Source organism: Paenarthrobacter nitroguajacolicus (genome assembly GCF_051027655.1).
GTDB classification, from domain to species: Bacteria; Actinomycetota; Actinomycetes; order Actinomycetales; family Micrococcaceae; genus Arthrobacter; species Arthrobacter nitroguajacolicus.
Map to the genome: position 1 here is coordinate 2925361 of NZ_CP073234.1, position 18284 is coordinate 2943644.

Genomic DNA, 18284 nt, shown 5'->3' on the forward strand with positions numbered 1-18284 from the left:
GCTTACCGCGCCACCAATATCAGCACAGCGAAGGCGAACGCCGCTACGGCAACAACAATGGTCATGAACAGCATGACCCTGGAGAACGGAAGCGCCTGATCGTTGCGCATCGCCGCTTCCATCTGCCCCCAACGGCGGTAGGAAAGCGCCGCCAGCCCGGCCCCGACCAGTGCCAGCAAGACACAAAGGACCAGCCGGACGGGTGTGGGCGCGATGTTCGGGGCCAGCTGGTCAACGGCAACCGCGCCGGCGAGCAATGCCAGGGACGTGCGGATCCACGCGAGGAAGGTGCGTTCGTTGGCAAGGGAAAACCTGTAGTCGGGCGTCTTGCCTGTCCGTCGCCAAGCAGGTTCACGCAAAATGTCACTCCAAGTTTTGTCAGTGCCGTGCAGCTTCCCCACCATATCAGCGGCGGTTCACGGGCACGGTAAGTTACTGGCATGAGTGTTGAGCCTAAATCCCCCGCTGTTCCTTCCTTCGAATCCCGAGTGCACGGGTCACTTCTGGGAGGAGCCCTGGGTGATTCCCTTGGTTATGCCGTGGAGTTCGACTCCATTGCCGCGATCCGTGCCCGCTATGGTTCCGGCGGCCTGACGTCTTTCGCGCAACTCGACGGCCGCAGCCACTTCTCGGACGACACGCAAATGACCTTGTACACCGTTGACGGTCTTGTGGAAGCGCTCGAATGGGCCAACGACGGCTTAGCGGCGGACGAAATCGCCTGCCTTTGGCTGGCCTACCTCCGCTGGCTCGCTACCCAGGATGTTGCTGTTGCCTCCTCCGCTCCTGTGCCGCAACCGCGCTGGATCGACGCCCAGGAGGTCCTGCGTCACCGCCGGGCACCCGGAAATGCCTGCCTCAGTGGTTTGGCAACGGGGGAAATGGGAACAGTTGCACGGCCGGTCAACGCCGACTCCAAAGGTTGCGGCACTGTGATGCGTTCTGCCCCATTCGGACTCATCCCCCACATTTCAAGGGAAGCCGTCTACAAACTCAGCTCGGACGCCGCCTCCTTGACGCACGGACACCCTTCGGCGCGACTCAGCGCAGCAGCATTCAGCCTGCTGATCCACAACATCGTGGCCGGAAGCGACATCCGCACCTCCGCTATCGAGGCCCTCAGCTATGTCAACGGTGTCCCCACCAAAGCACCCGAGCTGGCGGAGCGGCTGGAAGCCGCCCTGCAGTTGTCGTTGCAGCCTGCCCCACTGGACCCGGAAGGACTGACCACAGCGCTCGGTGAGGGCTGGGTCGCAGAGGAAGCACTCGCCGTCGGGCTTTACGCTGTGCTGGCCACCAGCGGCGGAACGTCGGCAGAACACTTCCGCAATGCAATATCCTTGGCCATCAACCACAGCGGCGACAGCGACTCCACAGGCTCCATTGCGGGAAACATCCTGGGGGCCTACTACGGCGAAGACGGCCTGCCGTCCGACTGGCTCGAGTCCCTGGAAGCGCCGGAAGTCATTCGCGGCATGGCGGACAGATTGCTTGCCGTCACCACCGGCTAAACAATAGCTATATCCGGCGGAGCGTCACGTTGTTGCAGGCCTCGCACACGTCCACGGGGATGAGGCCCCTGCGCTGAAGGAACCCAAAGATCGCGCAGCCGAGGCAGAAACCCACAAACGCTTCCAGCGAAGCCGCCACGATCAGCAGCGCCAGCAGAATCCAGGCGGCTGGCTGGAAGCCGGTGAAAAACAGCACGACGGCGGCACTCGTCAGTGCGGCGCCGATCCCTTGGGCGAACCGCTTGGGAGGACCGGCCACAAGCTTGGCGTGCCCGATCCTTGGTGCCAACACCTTGACTGACAGAAGAGCGAGCGGGGAGATCCGTGGTCCAAACAGCACGCGAAGCCAGAATCCGACGGCAAGTACCACCAAGCCCCAACCCCAGCCGGTCAGCAAGGTGGCGACGGCCATCACCACAACCAGTCCGGCCGTGATCCGGGCAGCATATTCATTGACGGGATTGGGGAAAGCGAAAAAAGCCCGCCAACCAGACCCACCGTTTGTTGCAGCGCCAGAAGGAGCGGGACCGCTGGCAGGACGGCGCTCGGGAGCTTGGGGAAGGGCTGACTTGGTCATCCCCCAAGGCTAGGAGTGCCACTCTTCCGGCGGGAAGGATTATTGCGCAGTGTGACCAGATGACCCGGCGGCCGGAAGGTTACGCGCCGCCCACCATCTGCAGGAACTCGCCCTCAGAAACAACCTCGATTTGCTGGCCCCTGGCATGCAGTTCCAGGACCCGTTTGGCTTTGCCAGTGAGTCGGCCGGCGCGAAGGTCGCCTGCCACGAAGCCATCACCGACGATCAGAACAGTGGTGCGCGCGGTGACCCGGCTTTCCGGACGTGCCCCCATGTCCGCGGCGCGGGATTTCGCCTCCGGCCTGGTGATGGCGAGGTCGCCTGTGAAGACAACTGTCTGGCCGAAGAGCGGATGTCCGGGTTCCGCAGCCGGGTTCGGCAAGGGGTTTGGGCCCTCCTCCGGCCAGCTCTGAAAACCGCTGGGGACGCCAAGTGCTCGCTCCAATGTTCGTTCTGCGAAGCTTCCGGTTCTGGCAGCGAGGGCGGACATGGTCGCTTTGGACAGACCTTGGGATGGATCGAAGGCAGGTTGCTTCGGCAGGTTGAGGCCAAGGGAAAGGTAGAGTTCGGCAATGCTGTTGGCGCTGTTCCGTCGGGCGATGTCCACAAGGATTCCGGCGCAGGCACGGGCGTCTTCCGCGGCGTCGTGGTGGTTGACCAGGGGAACGCCTGCCTCCTCGGCGGCATAGGGCAAAGAGTTGGACACCAATGAGTAGCAGCGGCGGGACAGCATCACAGTACACACATAGTCGTATGCTGGCCCGGCAAGACCGGAGACTTCCAGGCCTGACCGGATAACGCCGAGGTCGAAGGCTGCGTTGTGGGCAGCGAGTACGTCGTCACCGATGAAGGCGCCAATTTCCGGGAAGAGCTCCCCGAACCGCGGGCGATCAGCGACGTCTTCGGCGCGGATGCCGTGGATGCGCGTGTTGTGGAACTCGAAGTGATCGTGGTTTTCGGGCGGGCGCATGAGCCAGGAGGCTTCCTCCACTACTACTCCGCCACGGACTTTACTGAGGCCTACCGAACACGGCGACCCCCGGAAGCCGTTGGCTGTTTCAAAGTCGATCGCCGTAAAGTCCAATGCCACTGGACAAGATTACAGGTGGAAAAGGCCGCCCTTGCCGATTTCCGCGGCGGGGCGGCCCTTCCGTCCGGCATTGTGGCCAACGCTACATTTGAGCCTATGGGGTGGCCCTGCGAAGGGTTGTGTAGGAACCGGCCGCCAGGATGACGCACAGCAGCGCAGCCCATCCGCTGATGCTAAGCGGCGTCTGCTGGGCAAACCAACCGCCAACGTGTCCCCACCCCTGCAAGAACGTCGTGAGGGCAGCGGCACCGATCAGGGCGACGGTTGTGCCCAAGGTTGAGACCAGCGTTCCAGTGGTGCCCCAACGCTTGAAGATGGTGGCGAACCAGAACCCGATGATGAACATGAACATCATCAGCACGAAGAAGAATGCTGCTGTCGAGTACCAAGGACCATCCGTGACCCAAGGGATATTGAAGAAGTAGCCATCGACACCCCAGCCGTTGGTTGCCCGTTCGATGACGCCACCCAGCATATAGAGCACTGTCATCCCGACCGCGATCAGTGAGAAGAGACCCAGGGTTCCCAGGTAGAACGCACGCCGGCTGATACTGAGGCCCTGGGAGAAGGGGAAGACCAAGGTCATGCTCTGGATTCCAAGGACCAGGAAATACCACAGGGGCGCTTGGCTGCCGCCACCATTTTTCCCCTCAGTGACGGGAATGAGCGCGAAGATAGCAAGCGACATCAGGAAGGATGCCGCCAGGATGGTCAACGGCCATCCGATGTACGTCCACTTGTTGATCAGCTGCATCCGGGCAACTGCCAGCGTCCTGCTCATCGCTTTGCCTCCATCGTGTCATCGGCGAAGTCTCCGGTATTTGATGAGAGGCCGGCTTCGGTACCGGCCATGGTCTTCCGCACCACCAGCTGCTGCAAGGACACCGGCGATAGTTCAAGGCCCAACTCCTGGGCTTCGGTGCGTTCACGGCCGCTGAGAACCTCGTCCACCGTCACGGAGGCCAAGGACCCCAGCGTTTCGCGGTGCAGGATCCTGCGGCCGGCGAGGTAGGCGTCCACCTTGTCTGCGGAACCTGACACAGTGACAGCCGAACCCCGGATCTCGTCGGCATCGGCGTCCATGATGATCCGTCCCCGGTCAATCACGATGACGTGTTCAAGGAGGTTCGCTACCTCGTCGATCAAGTGTGAGGAAAGGATGATGGTGCGGGGGTGTTCGGCGTAGTCCTCCACCAGGCGGTCGTAGAACAGTTGCCGTGCGACGGCGTCGAGACCCAGGTACGGCTCATCGAAGAACGTCAGTTCTGCGCGCGAGGCGAGGCCAATGATGACTCCGACGGCGGACAGCTGACCACGTGAGAGCTTCTTGATCCGGCGCTTGACGGGAAGCTGGAAGTCTTCGGCGAGGCGGTCAGCGAATCCTTGGTCCCAGTTCTTGTAGAAGAGCGCCGCGGAGCGGAAGGCGTGCTGCGGCTGGAAGTCGTCCGGGTATTTCTGCGATTCACGGATGAAGCAGATCCGGGACAATACGGCATCGTTCTCGTAGGCGCTGGCGCCAAAAACCAGGGCTTCGCCGGAAGTGGCGAAGGCTTGGGCGGTGAGGATTGACATCAACGTGGTCTTGCCCGCACCGTTGCGTCCCAGCAAGCCGTAAATGCGGTTCGCCGAGAGGCTGAGGTTAACGTTGTCCAGAGCGTTGAGGTCTTTGTAATGCTTGATCAGGTTACGGGCCTCGACGATGGTGTCGTTCACAGGGCCGCGCTCCTTTCCTTGTCTGTCCCGGTTTCCGGTGCAAGCCCGGAGCTGCGTTCGATCATCGTGTTCAGCTGCTCTGGTGAGATACCCAGCTTTCGGGCCTCCATTGCGAGCGGCTTGACGTACTGCTCGAAGAATTCCTCGGTGCGGCGTGCTACCAACTGGGCGCGCGCTCCTGTGGCGACGAACATCCCTATCCCCCTGCGTTTATAGAGAATTCCTGAATCCACCAGCAGATTGACGCCCTTCGCGGCAGTCGCCGGGTTGATGCGGTGGAAAGCGGCGAACTCATTGGTGGAAGGAACCTGCGACTCTTCAGCCATGGTGCCGTCCACGATTCCGTTTTCGATGAGTTCGGCGATTTGCATGAAGATCGGCTTGCTGTCATCGATCATGAGCACCACCGCCTTACTGGTTCATTACTCATGTAACTAACCATACAACCAGCAAACCAGCAGTCAAGGAATAACCGGGAAAAATTCGACGACGGCCGTCAAGTAGGCTTAATGGGTGATCTTTTCTGCGATAAGCGACCTTGCCGTATCCACCTTCGGAGGCGCGGGACCGGTTTCGCCGCCTATGGCTTCGTTCCTGCCGGACTGGCTGAACCCCGACGTCTTCCTCCGCGATTCACCTTTGGGACCGTGGGTGGTCCTCCTGGTCTGCGCCATTGTGTTCGCGGAAACAGGCCTCTTGGTGGGGTTCTTCCTGCCCGGTGACTCCATGCTGTTTACGGCAGGACTCCTGGTCTCCACCGGCGCCATCGAGTTCAATCTGTGGGCCATGTGCGCCATGATCATCGTGGCTGCCATCATCGGCAACCAAACCGGCTACCTCATCGGGTCCAAGGCCGGCCCGGCAATCTTCAATAAGCCGGATTCACGGCTGTTCAAGAAGGAAAACGTGGAGAGCGCCCACGCGTTCTTCGAAAAGCACGGCGGCAAGGCTTTGATCCTGGCTCGGTTCGTTCCCATCATCCGCACTTTCGTGCCGGTGATCGTGGGTGTTGCGCAGATGGACAAGCGCAAATTCTTCCTCTTCAACGTCATTGGCGCAGTCCTCTGGGGCGGCGGCGTTACCTTGCTCGGCGCATGGCTTGGCCAGTTTGAGTGGGTTGGCAACAACATCGACATCATCTTCATCGTCATCGTCCTGATCTCCGTCATCCCGATCTTCATTGAGATCGGCCGGGGATTCATGGCCAAGCGCAGGGCCGCGGCCGAAGGCACCGACCCCGTGGAAGAGTTCATCGAGGAGCACGAGGGCGGCAAGCACAGCGAGCACTAAGGCTCAGGCAACCGCCAAAGCGCAGCAAAAAGGCACCCCGCACAGCGGGGTGCCTTTTGCGTCCACGAAGGAACTAGTTCGAACCAGCCTCGGACAACGCCGACACGATGGCGGGAAGCAATGCGCGGAACGCCTGCCCCCGGTGGCTGATGGCGTTCTTCTCCTCAGAGCTAAGCTCGGCACAGCTCCGATCCATCCCGGCAGGTTGCAGCACGGGGTCGTAGCCGAAGCCGCCCTCCCCGCGCGGCTCGCGCAGGAGCGCCCCTTCCAACTGGCCATACTCAACAGTCTCGCGGGCAATGCCGTCGGGACCCGGGACCGCCAGCGCAGCCGCACAGACGAACGCAGCGCCGCGGAACGAGTCCGGAACGTCAGAGAGCTGTGCCAGCAACAGGTTCAGGTTGGCGACGTCATCGCCGTGCCTGCCGGACCAGCGTGCCGAAAAAATACCGGGAGCCCCGCCCAGCACATCAACGGCCAATCCGGAGTCGTCAGCGATGGCCGGCAGGCCCGTCGCTTCCGCCACGGCCCTGGCCTTGAGGAGGGAGTTCTCGGCAAAGGTAACACCGGTTTCGGCAACATCCGGGGCACCTGCCGCAGCGGCGTCCACCACCTGGGTGTCGACGTCGAGCCCTGGAACCTGGCCCCGGAGAAGTTCGCGGAGCTCCTTCAGCTTGCCCTTATTGTGTGTTGCCAGGACGAGGCGTGGAGCCCCGGGAATCGGCGTGCCGCTCACGGAGCTTCCGCCAGCGTCTCGCGCTGGATTGCGGACAGCTGGGTGGTGCCGAGGAGGGCGAGATCAAGCAGCGCATTGAGTTCGTCGCGATCGAACGGGGCCCCTTCTGCAGTTCCCTGAACTTCCACAAATTTGCCCGAACCTGTGACCACCACATTCATATCGGTCTCCGCGCGGACGTCTTCCACGTACGGCAGGTCCAGCATCGGAACGCCATCGATGATGCCCACGGAAACTGCCGCGATGGTGTCCACCAAGGGCTCCGCGTTGCGGGCGATCAGCTTGTTCTCACGGGCAAAACGGATGGCTTCCGCCAGCGCCACATAGGCACCGGTGATCGCGGCAGTGCGTGTACCGCCGTCGGCCTGGAGGACGTCGCAGTCCAAAACGATCGTGTTTTCACCCAGCGCCTTGGTGTCGATGATGGAGCGCAGCGAGCGGCCAATGAGGCGCGAGATCTCGTGGGTGCGGCCACCAATCTTGCCCTTGACCGACTCGCGGTCGGACCGGGTGTTCGTGGCCCGGGGAAGCATGGCGTACTCAGCAGTTACCCAGCCGCGGCCTTCGCCCTTGAGCCAGCGGGGCACACCCTCGGTCAGCGAAGCTGTGCACAGAACCCGGGTGTTCCCGAACTCGATCAGCGCCGAGCCCTCTGCCTGCTTGGACCAGCCGCGGGTAATGCTGATGGGTCGCAGTTGGTCAGGGGTCCGGCCATCGGCGCGGATGACGGGAGTGGCTGTAGCTTCAGAAGTCATGGTTCAAGCTTAGCCAAGCTGAGGGCCCCAACCCGACGCCCTGCAAAGTTGGATCGAAGCGAACAGCTGGGTCAAGCGGACAGCTAAATTGTGTAGTGGACCCCGGCTACGGCAACAGCCACGTCACCGGTGAAGACCGGTTTGGCCTCGGACAGCACTTTGGTCTGTGAAGTCCATACCGGGATGTGCGTCAGGAGGAGGCGCTTGGCACCTGCATTCATGGCGGCCTCGCCCGCACGCTTACCGGTGAGGTGGACGTCCTTGATGCCGTCGTCGCGGCCTTCCTCGAAGGCCGCCTCACAAAGGAACAGGTCTGAGTCCCTCGCGGCATCTTCGAGTCCCTGGCAGGAATCGGTGTCCCCCGAATACGTCAGGATCTTGGTCACGGATACGCCGTCCTTGCCCGGTTCCGTGGCCGTGACCCGCAAGGCATATGCCTCTTCAACGGGGTGATTAACGGCGAAGGGGGTCACTGTGAACGGCCCCACTGTGACCGGCTTGAGCTCGGTCCAGTTGGTGAAGTCGAATTCCTCGTGCATGCCGGGATCCAAGTCCAGCCCATAGGCGGTGGCCATTCTGTCTGCAGTAGCTGCAGGACCCCAAACCGGCAGGCGATCCCGGCCCCATCCACCGGGCTTCCACCGGACCGCGACGTGCAGGCCGCAGAGGTCCATGCAGTGATCGGGGTGCAGGTGGGTGAGGAAGATCGCGTCGATGTCTTCCAAGTCCGTGTAGCGCTGGATGGCGCCCAAGGCACCGCTGCCCAGGTCCATCACGATCTTCCACTCGCGCTCACCGTCGTGGGCCGTCACCAGATAGCACGACGCCGGCGAACCCGGACCGGGGAACGAGCCTGTGCAGCCCACTATGGTCAGCTTCACAGGCCACGCCCCATGGTTGTGCCGGTGCCGCCGGCGAGCGCGTCCCCGGGCTGGACGAAGTACGAGCGGCGGGACAGCCCCGCTCCCGATCGTGCCGCTTCCAGCATCTCGGGAGTGATGCGGGCAAGGCTGCCTGTGGGGTACTGGGCCGCAACGTGGTCCACGTGCTTCACGGAGAGGACCTCCGGGCCCAGGAAGCGGCGGGCCAGGGCCTCGAACTGGGTGGCATCGCCAGTGGCTATGAATTCGTGGCTGGGTGCTTGGGACTCTGTCCGCTGGATGCCGTGGTTGGCCAAGGCGCGGTAGACGTCCTTGGCGGTCTCTTCGGCGCTGGAGACAAGCGTGACGTCCTCGCCCATGACGAATGAGATGACGCCGGTCAGCAGTGGGTAGTGGGTGCAACCCAGGACCACAGTGTCTACTCCGGCGTCCTTAAGTGGCTCCAGGTATTCATTGGCGGCGGCCAGGAGATCCGGACCGGTGGTGATTCCGGCTTCCACGAAGTTCACGAACGCCGGGCAGGCCACGGATGTAATCGTCAGGTCCGGAGCGGCAGCGAACGTGTCTTCATAAGCCCTGGACCCTACAGTGGCCGAGGTTCCGATGACACCGATCCTGCCGGAACGGGTAGCAGAGACCGCCCGCCGGACTGCCGGTTGGATGACCTCGATGACAGGTATGCCATACCGGGCTGTATAGCGTTCCCTGGCATCACGGAGCACCGCGGCAGAGGCCGAGTTGCAGGCGATGGTCAGCAACTTCACCCCTGAATCCACCAGCTCGTCCATAACGCCAAGCGCATTCGCCCGGACCTCGGCAATGGGAAGTGGACCATAAGGGCCGTTTGCGGTGTCGCCCACATAGAGGATTGATTCGTTCGGGAGTTGGTCGATGATGGAACGCGCCACCGTCAATCCACCCACACCTGAGTCAAAAATGCCGATTGGCCGTGCCCCTATGAGTTCAACGTTGCCGATGGGGGCGTCATTGCCCAACGCGCCGCTTGTGGAACCCGATGATGAAGTCATAATTATTCGAGAATAAGGCTTCCCGTGGTGTGCGGCCATTACCTGTGCTCTCCGCCTCGTGTCTGATTTGTCACAGGGCAGTCGCATTTGTTTCAGGGCAGAAGCAGCAACCCGCCATCCGGCTTAGGATTTCGCCTGCCTTGCGGCCATCATCGCCTGCACCAAAGACTCCTGGAGCCACGTAGTGAAGTTGTAGACAAGGGCCAGGTAACTCTCCACGTCCTCCGCCTGGCTCCAATCCTGCATGCTGTGGATGTGCTCGGCATCCGCTTCATCACGAATGTCCAGGCGTTCGGCCAGTACAAGCCGGACGTCGTTCAACGCCATCGACCAGCGGGTAGCGTCCTCCGGCGTCAGAACGAGCTCGTTCTTGTCCAGGCCTAAAGCTGCAGCCCTCAAGGCGCCGATCTTGTTTTCCCGCACAGAGCGTTCGGTGAGCTGGCGGAACTCCAGCGAGCCGCCGTCGTCGTCCTTCATGACGTTCGGCAGGAGACGCAACAGGGCGCGGTCGCTGGGCTGCTTGACGTCCATATCCAAGCCGATCAGCGCTGCCAGCGGGTCTTCGTTTTCCCGGACATCCGATTCCAGCATGGAAATGACGTCGTCAAGCAATCCGCGCAGGAGGTCACGCTCCGCCGGCTCCAGGTATCCGCTGATGCCCTTGAGGCCGTACTTGAATGCCTTAGCCACGCTGGCGGCCGCCCTTTCCAGGTGTTTCGTTGCCGCTCGCGGCCTTTTCCACAGTGGCCCAGAGACCAAACCCGTGCATGGCCACCGCGTGCTGTTCCACTTGTTCCTTACTGCCGTGGGCCACAATGGACCGGCCCTTCTTATGGACCTCCATCATCAGCTTGTGGGCTTTGGACTCGGAGTAGCCGAAGTAACTCTGGAACACATAGCTCACGTAGCTCATCAGATTCACGGGATCATTCCAGATCACAAGGTTCCACGGGATATCAGGGGCTGTCAGGACATCGGTGGACGATTGCTCTGCAGCTTTCGTCCGCTCATCGATGTCCGTGCCATACGCAACGCTAGGGCTCATCTGTCCATTCTATGGCGGCTCGCACTAGAGTGAATCCGTGAGTAGAGCCTCGTCGTGGGACCACCCCGCAACTTCCTTGTACACAGACCACTACGAACTGACCATGCTTCAGGCAGCCTTACACTCGGGCGCCGCGCACCGCCGATCAGTGTTCGAAGCATTCGCCCGGCGGCTGCCGGACGGCCGCCGCTATGGCGTGGTGGGCGGCACGGGCCGCCTGTTGGAAGGCATTGCCGACTTCCGGTTCGGCGACGACGAACTTGCCTTCCTCGAGCAGAACAAAGTGGTCAACCAGGAAACGCTGGACTACCTCGCCGACTACAAATTCAGCGGCGACATCTGGGGCTACGCAGAAGGTGACGCCTACTTCCCCAACTCCCCCATCCTCATCGTCGAATCGACGTTCGCCGAGGCCTGCATCCTGGAAACCTTCGTCCTCTCGGTCCTCAACCACGACAGCGCCATTGCTTCCGCGGCTTCAAGGATGACCTCGGCGGCCGGCACACGCCCCTGCATCGAGATGGGTTCCCGGCGCACCCAGGAGGAATCAGCGACGGCGGCAGCCCGCGCCGCCGTGATTGCCGGCTTCGCCAGCACCTCCAACCTGGAAGCCGGACGGCGCTACGGCATCAAGACCGTCGGCACGGCAGCGCACTCCTTCACGCTCCTTCATGACACCGAGCGCGAGGCCTTCGAGGCACAGATCGCCGCATTCGGTCCGGGCACTTCCCTGCTGGTGGATACCTATGACGTCGAGACGGCTGTGCGCACCGCCGTCGAGCTGGCCGGTGACAAACTCGGCGCAGTCCGGCTGGACTCCGGCGACCTCATTGCCCAGGCGCAGTGGGTACGCCAAATGCTGGATGACCTGGGCAACGTCAACACCCGCATCGTGGTCACCTCGGACCTCGACGAATTCGCCATTGCCGCCCTCCAGTCCGCGCCGGTGGACTCCTACGGCGTTGGCACTTCCCTGGTCACCGGTTCCGGGGCACCAACGGCCAGCATGGTGTACAAGCTGGTCAGCCGCACGAACGACGCCGGCGAATTCATTTCGGTTGCCAAGGCCGCAAAAAACAAGGCCAGCGTGGGTGGACGCAAATACGCCCTCCGCAAGCTCAACGAACGAGGCCGGGCCACCCAGGAAATCGTTGGGATCGGCCACCGCCCCGAAGACGACGGCAACGACCGCGTCCTGCTCCACCAGTTCGTCAAGAACGGCGAAGTGCTGCCGGGATGGACCGGACCTGAAGGCGTCATCCGTGCCCGTGAACGGCACGCGGCCACCATGGCCGAGCTGCCCGCCGTCGTAAACCGCCTGCAGCGCGGCGAGGCTGCCATCCCCACCATCTACGAGGAGAACTGATGTCCAGGGCCCTGATCATCGTCGATGTACAAAATGACTTCTGCGAGGGTGGAACGCTCGCAGTCGAAGGTGGCGCCGCCGTAGCAGGTGCCATCACCGAGTACGTGGACGCCAACCAGCAACACTTTGACCACATCGTGGCCACCCAGGATTGGCACATCGAGCCCGGCGACCACTTTTCAGACGACCCCGACATGGTTGACTCCTGGCCTCCGCACTGCAGGGCAAGGAGCAAAGGTGCCGAACTCCACGAAGACCTTGACCCCGAGTACATCCAGGCGTACTTCCGAAAAGGACAGTTCACTGCGGCTTACTCAGGCTTCGAGGGAGTCCTGGCTCCTGAAGACGATGTCCCCACCGGCGACCTGAAGGCAGGCACCGCCGTAGCGGAGGTCCTCGATGAAGACGCGATAGGGCTCGATGACTGGCTGCAGAGCCACGACGTCGAAGAAGTGGTTGTGGTAGGGCTGGCTACGGACTACTGCGTCAAGGCCACGGCACTGGATGCCGTCCAGGCCGGTTACACCACGACGGTCATCGCTGAACTCACAGCCGGAATCGCCGAGGACCTTTCGGGCGCCTACGACGAAATGGAAGCCGCCGGCGTCGAAGTCGAACGGGACTGAAACCGCCCTTCTCAAGCTCAAAACCAGGGAGGGCGCCGCAACCGCGGCGCCCTCCCTGGTTTTTGCTTTTTGCTGACTTTGGAGCCAGCTACTTCCTGCCGATGAACCAGTCCTGGAGCTTTCGCAGGCGCGCCTGCAGCTGTTCCTCGTTCGCCTGGGCCACAGCGGGACCCCCACACACTTCACGAAGTTTGGTATGAACCACCCCATGGGGAGTGCCGGTGCGGGCGGACCAGGCGGCCACGTTCTTAGCCAGCTCGTTGCGCAAGTCCATCAGCATGCGGTGGTCAGGAACCGCAGGCGCAGCAGCAGCTGCCAAGGGCGACTGGCGCTTCTTGCGCGATTGCTGTTCATGCTGGCGCTGACGCAACAACGTGCCTACCTGTTCGGCGTCGAGTAGCCCCGGGATTCCCAGGAAGTCCAGCTCTTCATCCGAACCGATATCGGCACCCGTGCCAAACTCGCCGCCGTCGAAAAGGACACGGTCAAAGGACGCCTGGGAGTCCAAGGCTTCAAACTTGCCCTTGGTGAGCTCGTCGGAGGCCTTGTCCTCGCGGTTGGCCTCCGCCATGAGGTTTTCTTCCGGGTTGAAGAGGCCGTCGTCGTCCTTTTCAGGGCGGTCCAATGCGTGATCGCGCTCGGCCTCCATGGTGTTGGCCAGCACCATCAGCGGAGGTACGGACGGAAGGAATACCGACGCCGTCTCGCCCCTCTTGCGGGCACGCACAAAGCGGCCCACGGCCTGAGCGAAGAAGAGCGGCGTTGAGGTTGAAGTGGCATAGACGCCCACCGATAGACGTGGAACGTCCACGCCTTCGGACACCATGCGGACAGCCACCATCCATCGCTGATCCCCCGCGGAGAACTCCTCGATCTTGCTGGAAGCCTTGGAATCATCAGAGAGAATGACCGTGGGCGATTGGCCCGTTATTTTCTTCAGCTGACCGGCGTAGGCGCGTGCATCATCGTGGTCCGTGGCAATCACCAGCCCGCCGGCGTCCGGCACGGTCCTCCGAACCTCGCCGAGCCTTTTGTCTGCGGCCGCCAGGACGGCAGGAATCCACTCACCCGTGGGGTTCAGGGCAGTCCGCCAGGCCTGCGAGGTGATGTCCTTGGTTACAGCCGCTTCCCCTAGGGACGCCGCCATCTCGTCGCCGGCACTGGTGCGCCAGCGCATCTGGCCTGAATAGGCCATAAACAGGACAGGACGCACCACGTGGTCCCGCAGTGCGTTTCCGTAGCCGTAGGTGTAATCAGCCTTCGAACGGCGAATGCCGTCCCGGTCCTCAGCGTATTCGACGAAGGGAATTGGCGAGGTGTCCGAACGGAAAGGGGTACCCGTCAGGGACAGGCGCCGTGCAGCAGGATCAAAGGCCTCCCGGAGGCCGTCTCCCCACGAAAGCGCCTCGCCGCCGTGGTGGATTTCATCCAGGATCACCAAGGTGCGGGCCGCTTCGGTCTTCGCGCGATGCAACATGGGCTTGCTCGCTACTTGCGCGTACGTGACGGCAACACCCACGAATCCCCGGCCGTGTTGGCCATCGGAGTTCTTAAAGTTGGGATCAATGGCGACTCCCACTTTTGCTGCGGCGTCTGCCCACTGCCGCTTCAGGTGGTCAGTGGGCGCCACGATGGTGATGCGGTTGACCACACCGCTGTCCAGCAGGGTGGTGGCGATGCGCAGCGCAAAGGTGGTCTTACCAGCGCCGGGCGTTGCCACAGCGAGGAAGTCCTTCGGATTGCGGGTCATGTAGAGGTCAAGCGCCTCTTGCTGCCACGCACGGAGCTTGGGCGCAGTACCCCAGGCGGCGCGCTCCGGATACGCCGGAGGCAGGGATGGTCCACCAAAAAGTGTTTCTGTCATGCTGACTCCCCCGGCCTCATGGCAGAGACGGTGTTCTCCGGCTTTCCGGGCACGCCAAAGCGGACCGTAGGCCGGTGAAGTTCAGAAAGGGCCGGAGTTCTCTTCCCACCCACTACTTGGAGTTGCCCGGGCCGCCGTTTTTTCCACCGTCATTGCCGGGGCGGAGGCCTTCGTAAATCTCCTTGCACTCCGGGCAGACCGGGAACTTCTGGGGATCGCGCCCCGGCGTCCAGACTTTGCCGCACAGGGCAATGACGGGCTCGCCGGTCAGGGCCGACTCCATGATCTTTTCCTTGCGGACATAGTGCGAAAACCGCTCGCGGTCGCCGGGCTCCACTTCCTGGCGCGTTTCTTCGCGCTCAATGGTGGCAGTGGACGTTCCGGCTCCGGAAAGCTCGCGCATGGGGTCGTTTTCGAATGGATCCGGAGGAAGCGTAGTCATGCCAAACATCTTACCGTCTACAGGCCCTGCCACTCCGGCTTGTTGTCATAGGTGTGCCGATAATAATCGGCTAGTTTCAGCGATGACGCGGCCGCCTCATCCACCAAAATCGTGGCGTGCGGGTGCATCTGAAGGATGGAGGCCGCACAAATGGCAGCCACTGGGCCCTCCACGAAATCCCGGACAGCCTGGGCTTTCTGGGCCCCCGTTGCGACCAAGACCACATGCCGGGCATCCATGATGGTTCCGAGGCCCTGCGTGACTACATGGTGGGGAACGTCATCGATGCTGTTGAAGAAACGGGCGTTGTCCTTCCGGGTCTGCTCGATCAGCGTCTTGATGCGCGTCCGGGATGCCAAAGATGAGCCAGGCTCATTGAAGCCGATATGCCCGTCTGTTCCTACGCCCAAAATCTGGAGATCGACTCCACCTACCGCCTTAATGGCGTCTTCGTAGCCCTGGCATGCAGCCTCAAGATCCTCAGCCGCGCCATCCGGCCCATGGACGTTCTCGGGCTTGATATTTACCCGGTTCGTGAACTCACGCCGGATGACCTCGCGGTAGGACTCGGGATGTCCTGCCTGGAGCCCTACATACTCATCCAAAGCGAACCCATGCGCCTCGCTGAAGTCCAATCCCCCTGCCTCGTACCGCCTGGCCAATTCGTCGTAGATGGGCAGCGGTGACGACCCCGTCGCCAAGCCCAGGACTGCATTGGGCTTGCGGCGTACCAGCGCTTCGATGGCATCGGCTGCAAGCGCACCGATCTGCTTAGTGCCAGGGAGAATGACAACTTCCATCGTCACGGCCTTTCTTAGTTATGAGCTATCTGACAAAGACGTTATCCCATGTCCCACCTACGGGCACGGTTGTTACGCAGGCTAGCGGTTCACGCTGAGTTGGGCGAACATTTCCGGACCGCGCGCATCCAACCATTTTCCCCCGAGCCGAACGCCAACCACGAAGAGGATGACGCCGAGTAAAGGTCCAACAGCCAGGTTGATCCAACCCGCCTCAGTACCTCCGCTGAAGGCCTGGACAGCCACCAACGCAAGCTCCGGAACGAGCAGGAGGGCCAAAACGCCCATACCAACGGCTTGCACTGCCAGCGTCTGGGCGACATTTCCCGGCGGTTTCTTGAACGGACTGTCTCCCGGCAAAGGTACTGCGATGTTATAGCGGGCCGAAATCACCGATGAGAGCCCCAGCCCGGTAAAGAGAGTTCCCAGCGACAACCCCAGAAGGTTGGGGAGCCATTGCCAGTCCCCGGTGACGAAAAGTGGCCCAATAGTAAACACGAGCACCACTGGAAGTGAGATGGCCAAGCAGGCCAGGGCACGGCCCAAGCGATCGTCAATGCCCTTGACCCCCGCCGCGAGGTGGAGCGCAAAAGCTGTGTTGTCATACGAGACATCGGCGCAGATGGACCAAGCCATCATGAACGCTGTCAACGGTCCCAGAATCATGAGCAGGCCGTAGCTGCCACTCTGCGATCCGCTGAAGAAAAAGATGACGGGAAACAAGGGAACAATCACCAAAGAGGCCACATACCTTGGATCCTTCATCCAATAGATCAAAGCCCTGGCAGCAACTGCGCCTGCAGGAGTCCCAGGAAGAAGGGCAAACAATCCGAGCTTTCCACCCTTCCTGGCGGAGCCTCCGGAGTACGGGGGCGTCACCAAAGCACGCTGCAGCAGAAGATGCCAGCCCAGGAGGAGGCCGGCAATGGTTGCTGCAGAGATCAGAAATTTCAGCGCTGCGGCGCCGGTGTTGCCGGACTCCAGGTCTCCGCCCAAGGACCAGGCCGCACCCAGCGGCGTCCAGGACACAGTGCGGGCCAACAGGGGCAGGTAATCAGCACTGCCGCGAACGCCGTCCACAATTCCCACCATGATGGGCCCCAACAGCATCAGCGGGATGAAGACAATAATGCTGCTCACGTCCTTGAAGCGTCGCGAGGAGGCAAGGCCGGCCGTCGCCGTCGTTACCACCTTGGACAGAACGATGCATGTAAGGGCACCCAGAATGGCACCCAAAAAGGCGCCGGCAGCAGCCGGAACGCTACGCCACCAGGTTCCCACCGTGCCCAAGGCGGCTAGCAAGGTAGCCAAACCCGGAATACCGATGAACCCCGCCAGGGCGAGTCCGGCCAGTAGTTGCCTCGGGGGAATCGCGAACGTGGTGAAGCGGGCGGGGTCCAACGTCATATCCGCAGCGGAAGCGAGGAGCGGAATAATGGCCCATCCCAGCACCGTGGCCGCACCGCCCAGCACTACTACCGTGTGGGCAATCTCAGCATCAGCCCAACGCAAAGCAATGAGTCCGCCAATCAGAAGGGAAAGGACGCCCAAGGCATAGAGCAACCCGAGTGCCATCCCCACCAACTGCCACGGGCTGCGTTTGAATCCGTTAAGAAGCAGGCGCCACTTCAGGCTCAGAAGGTGCGCAACCATTCGAGCCCCTCCGTCCGGTGTCCGCCGCCCACCAATTGAACAAACCGTTCTTCCAGGGTGGAGCCGTTCCGAACCTCATCCACAGATCCAGCCGCCAGCACCCTACCGCCGGCAACCACGGCGACGTGGCTGCACATACGCTGCACTAGGTCCATGACATGACTGGAAACGATGACAGTGCCGCCGGAAGCGACGTAACTCTCCAATATGCCACGGATGTTGGAGGCCGAGACGGGGTCCACCGATTCAAAGGGCTCATCCAGGACAAGGAGGCGGGGCGCATGAATCAGCGCAGAGGCCAAGGCGATCTTCTTGGTCATACCGGCCGAGTAATCAACAACCAAAGTGCCGGCGTCTGCCTGGAGATCGAGGGCGGCCAGCAATTCAGAAACCCGGGAACCCCCAACATCACGATCCATGCCGCGGAGCAGTCCGGAATAGGTGACCAGCTGTTCGCCCGTCAGCCTGTCAAAAAGGCGCACGCCATCCGGCAGGACGCCCATAAGCTTCTTGGCTTCCAAGGGCCGGGCCCAAACATCAACGCCGTGGACCAGAGCCGTGCCAAAGTCGGGCCGCAACAGGCCGGTAGCCATGGACAGTGTTGTGGTCTTGCCGGCACCGTTGGGGCCAACCATCCCGTAGAAGGAACCCGCGGGGACCTCCAGGCTCACGCCATCGACGGCGATCTTCTCACCGAAACGCTTGGCCAGGCCGCGGATGGACAATGCGGCCAACGGCGCGCCCTCAGCCGGGCCACTGGCGGCCAGCGGGAGGGTGCCGTCCGGTAATTGGTTGACCGGCTGCGTGGCCGAAGCTTGTGGCGGCGTGGACGCTTGTGGCGGCGCGGAAGTGGGCGTGGGTTCATGGCGTGGTTCCGTCATGGACCCAGCCTAGCCTTGCCAACACG

21 protein-coding genes are annotated in these 18284 nt (G+C 62.1%); 4 read left to right on the forward strand and 17 right to left on the reverse strand.

The window, feature by feature from the left end; translation table 11 throughout:
- Positions 1-2: 2 nt before the first annotated feature.
- Positions 3-359, reverse strand: a complete 357-nt coding sequence (locus tag KCX59_RS13875; RefSeq protein WP_175538584.1) for a YidH family protein — start codon at positions 357-359, stop codon at positions 3-5.
- A gap of 81 nt (positions 360-440) precedes the next feature.
- Between KCX59_RS13875 and KCX59_RS13880 the strand changes: the two genes are divergently transcribed.
- The gene (locus KCX59_RS13880; RefSeq protein WP_179017188.1) at positions 441-1511 is read left to right on the forward strand and encodes an ADP-ribosylglycohydrolase family protein; all 1071 of its coding nucleotides are present in this window, start codon (positions 441-443) and stop codon (positions 1509-1511) included.
- A 7-nt stretch (positions 1512-1518) separates the two neighbouring features.
- On the opposite strand, the gene KCX59_RS13885 is transcribed toward KCX59_RS13880, so the two are convergent.
- The 5 genes from KCX59_RS13885 to KCX59_RS13905 all read right to left on the reverse strand — a co-directional run bounded on the left by KCX59_RS13885 (position 1519) and on the right by KCX59_RS13905 (position 5289).
- Positions 1519-2088 carry a DUF4395 domain-containing protein gene (locus KCX59_RS13885; protein WP_179017187.1) on the reverse strand — a complete coding sequence of 190 codons (570 nt, stop codon included), beginning with the start codon at positions 2086-2088 and terminating at the stop codon, positions 1519-1521.
- A 79-nt stretch (positions 2089-2167) separates the two neighbouring features.
- Positions 2168-3178, reverse strand: coding sequence for an exonuclease domain-containing protein (locus KCX59_RS13890; RefSeq protein ID WP_179017186.1), 1011 nt, complete (start codon positions 3176-3178; stop codon positions 2168-2170).
- Between the two features lie 94 nt (positions 3179-3272).
- Complete coding sequence (locus KCX59_RS13895) at positions 3273-3959, reverse strand: hypothetical protein (RefSeq protein ID WP_091468336.1); 687 nt, start codon at positions 3957-3959, stop codon at positions 3273-3275.
- On the reverse strand, positions 3956-4891 hold the full coding sequence (locus KCX59_RS13900; protein WP_179017185.1) for an ABC transporter ATP-binding protein: 936 nt from the start codon (positions 4889-4891) through the stop codon (positions 3956-3958). The genes KCX59_RS13895 and KCX59_RS13900 overlap by 4 nt, the downstream gene beginning before the upstream one ends.
- Positions 4888-5289, reverse strand: coding sequence for a GntR family transcriptional regulator (locus KCX59_RS13905; RefSeq protein ID WP_208295805.1), 402 nt, complete (start codon positions 5287-5289; stop codon positions 4888-4890). The genes KCX59_RS13900 and KCX59_RS13905 overlap by 4 nt, the downstream gene beginning before the upstream one ends.
- A 130-nt stretch (positions 5290-5419) precedes the next feature.
- On the opposite strand from KCX59_RS13905, the gene KCX59_RS13910 reads away from it, so the two are divergent.
- Entirely contained in the window at positions 5420-6181 is a 762-nt protein-coding gene (locus KCX59_RS13910; RefSeq protein ID WP_178997619.1) for a DedA family protein, read from the forward strand.
- Positions 6182-6254: 73 nt separating this feature from the next.
- Here KCX59_RS13910 and rdgB read toward each other — a convergent pair whose 3' ends face one another.
- The 6 genes from rdgB to clpS form a co-directional block, all read right to left on the reverse strand.
- The gene (gene rdgB, locus KCX59_RS13915) at positions 6255-6917 is read right to left on the reverse strand and encodes an RdgB/HAM1 family non-canonical purine NTP pyrophosphatase (protein ID WP_091468346.1); all 663 of its coding nucleotides are present in this window, start codon (positions 6915-6917) and stop codon (positions 6255-6257) included.
- Complete coding sequence (gene rph / locus KCX59_RS13920) at positions 6914-7672, reverse strand: ribonuclease PH (protein WP_011775233.1); 759 nt, start codon at positions 7670-7672, stop codon at positions 6914-6916. The genes rdgB and rph overlap by 4 nt, the downstream gene beginning before the upstream one ends.
- A gap of 83 nt (positions 7673-7755) precedes the next feature.
- Entirely contained in the window at positions 7756-8553 is a 798-nt protein-coding gene (locus KCX59_RS13925; RefSeq protein WP_091468347.1) for an MBL fold metallo-hydrolase, read from the reverse strand.
- Positions 8550-9620, reverse strand: coding sequence for a glutamate racemase (gene murI, locus KCX59_RS13930; protein WP_179017183.1), 1071 nt, complete (start codon positions 9618-9620; stop codon positions 8550-8552). The genes KCX59_RS13925 and murI overlap by 4 nt, the downstream gene beginning before the upstream one ends.
- 84 nt (positions 9621-9704) lie before the next feature.
- On the reverse strand, positions 9705-10271 hold the full coding sequence (locus tag KCX59_RS13935; protein ID WP_178996802.1) for a DUF2017 domain-containing protein: 567 nt from the start codon (positions 10269-10271) through the stop codon (positions 9705-9707).
- Complete coding sequence (clpS, locus tag KCX59_RS13940; RefSeq protein ID WP_011775237.1) at positions 10264-10626, reverse strand: ATP-dependent Clp protease adapter ClpS; 363 nt, start codon at positions 10624-10626, stop codon at positions 10264-10266. Before clpS ends, KCX59_RS13935 begins: the two co-directional genes overlap by 8 nt.
- A 76-nt stretch (positions 10627-10702) precedes the next feature.
- Between clpS and KCX59_RS13945 the strand changes: the two genes are divergently transcribed.
- Together KCX59_RS13945 and KCX59_RS13950 are read left to right on the forward strand one after the other, a co-directional pair.
- Entirely contained in the window at positions 10703-11992 is a 1290-nt protein-coding gene (locus KCX59_RS13945; protein ID WP_218649039.1) for a nicotinate phosphoribosyltransferase, read from the forward strand.
- Positions 11992-12618, forward strand: coding sequence for an isochorismatase family protein (locus KCX59_RS13950; protein WP_091468358.1), 627 nt, complete (start codon positions 11992-11994; stop codon positions 12616-12618). The genes KCX59_RS13945 and KCX59_RS13950 overlap by 1 nt, the downstream gene beginning before the upstream one ends.
- An 88-nt stretch (positions 12619-12706) precedes the next feature.
- Here KCX59_RS13950 and KCX59_RS13955 read toward each other — a convergent pair whose 3' ends face one another.
- The 5 genes from KCX59_RS13955 to KCX59_RS13975 form a co-directional block, all read right to left on the reverse strand.
- On the reverse strand, positions 12707-14482 hold the full coding sequence (locus KCX59_RS13955) for a DEAD/DEAH box helicase (protein WP_091468360.1): 1776 nt from the start codon (positions 14480-14482) through the stop codon (positions 12707-12709).
- 112 nt (positions 14483-14594) lie between these two features.
- A complete protein-coding gene (locus tag KCX59_RS13960; RefSeq protein ID WP_089595519.1) occupies positions 14595-14933 on the reverse strand; it encodes a DUF3039 domain-containing protein in 339 nt (112 codons plus the stop codon).
- An 8-nt stretch (positions 14934-14941) separates the two neighbouring features.
- Positions 14942-15724: a glucosamine-6-phosphate deaminase gene (nagB, locus tag KCX59_RS13965; RefSeq protein WP_091468363.1), complete on the reverse strand. Its 783-nt coding sequence runs from the start codon at positions 15722-15724 to the stop codon at positions 14942-14944.
- An 81-nt stretch (positions 15725-15805) separates the two neighbouring features.
- The gene (locus KCX59_RS13970) at positions 15806-17377 is read right to left on the reverse strand and encodes a transporter (protein WP_179017182.1); all 1572 of its coding nucleotides are present in this window, start codon (positions 17375-17377) and stop codon (positions 15806-15808) included.
- On the reverse strand, positions 17359-18258 hold the full coding sequence (locus KCX59_RS13975; RefSeq protein ID WP_179017181.1) for an ABC transporter ATP-binding protein: 900 nt from the start codon (positions 18256-18258) through the stop codon (positions 17359-17361). The genes KCX59_RS13970 and KCX59_RS13975 overlap by 19 nt, the downstream gene beginning before the upstream one ends.
- Positions 18259-18284 lie beyond the last annotated feature (26 nt).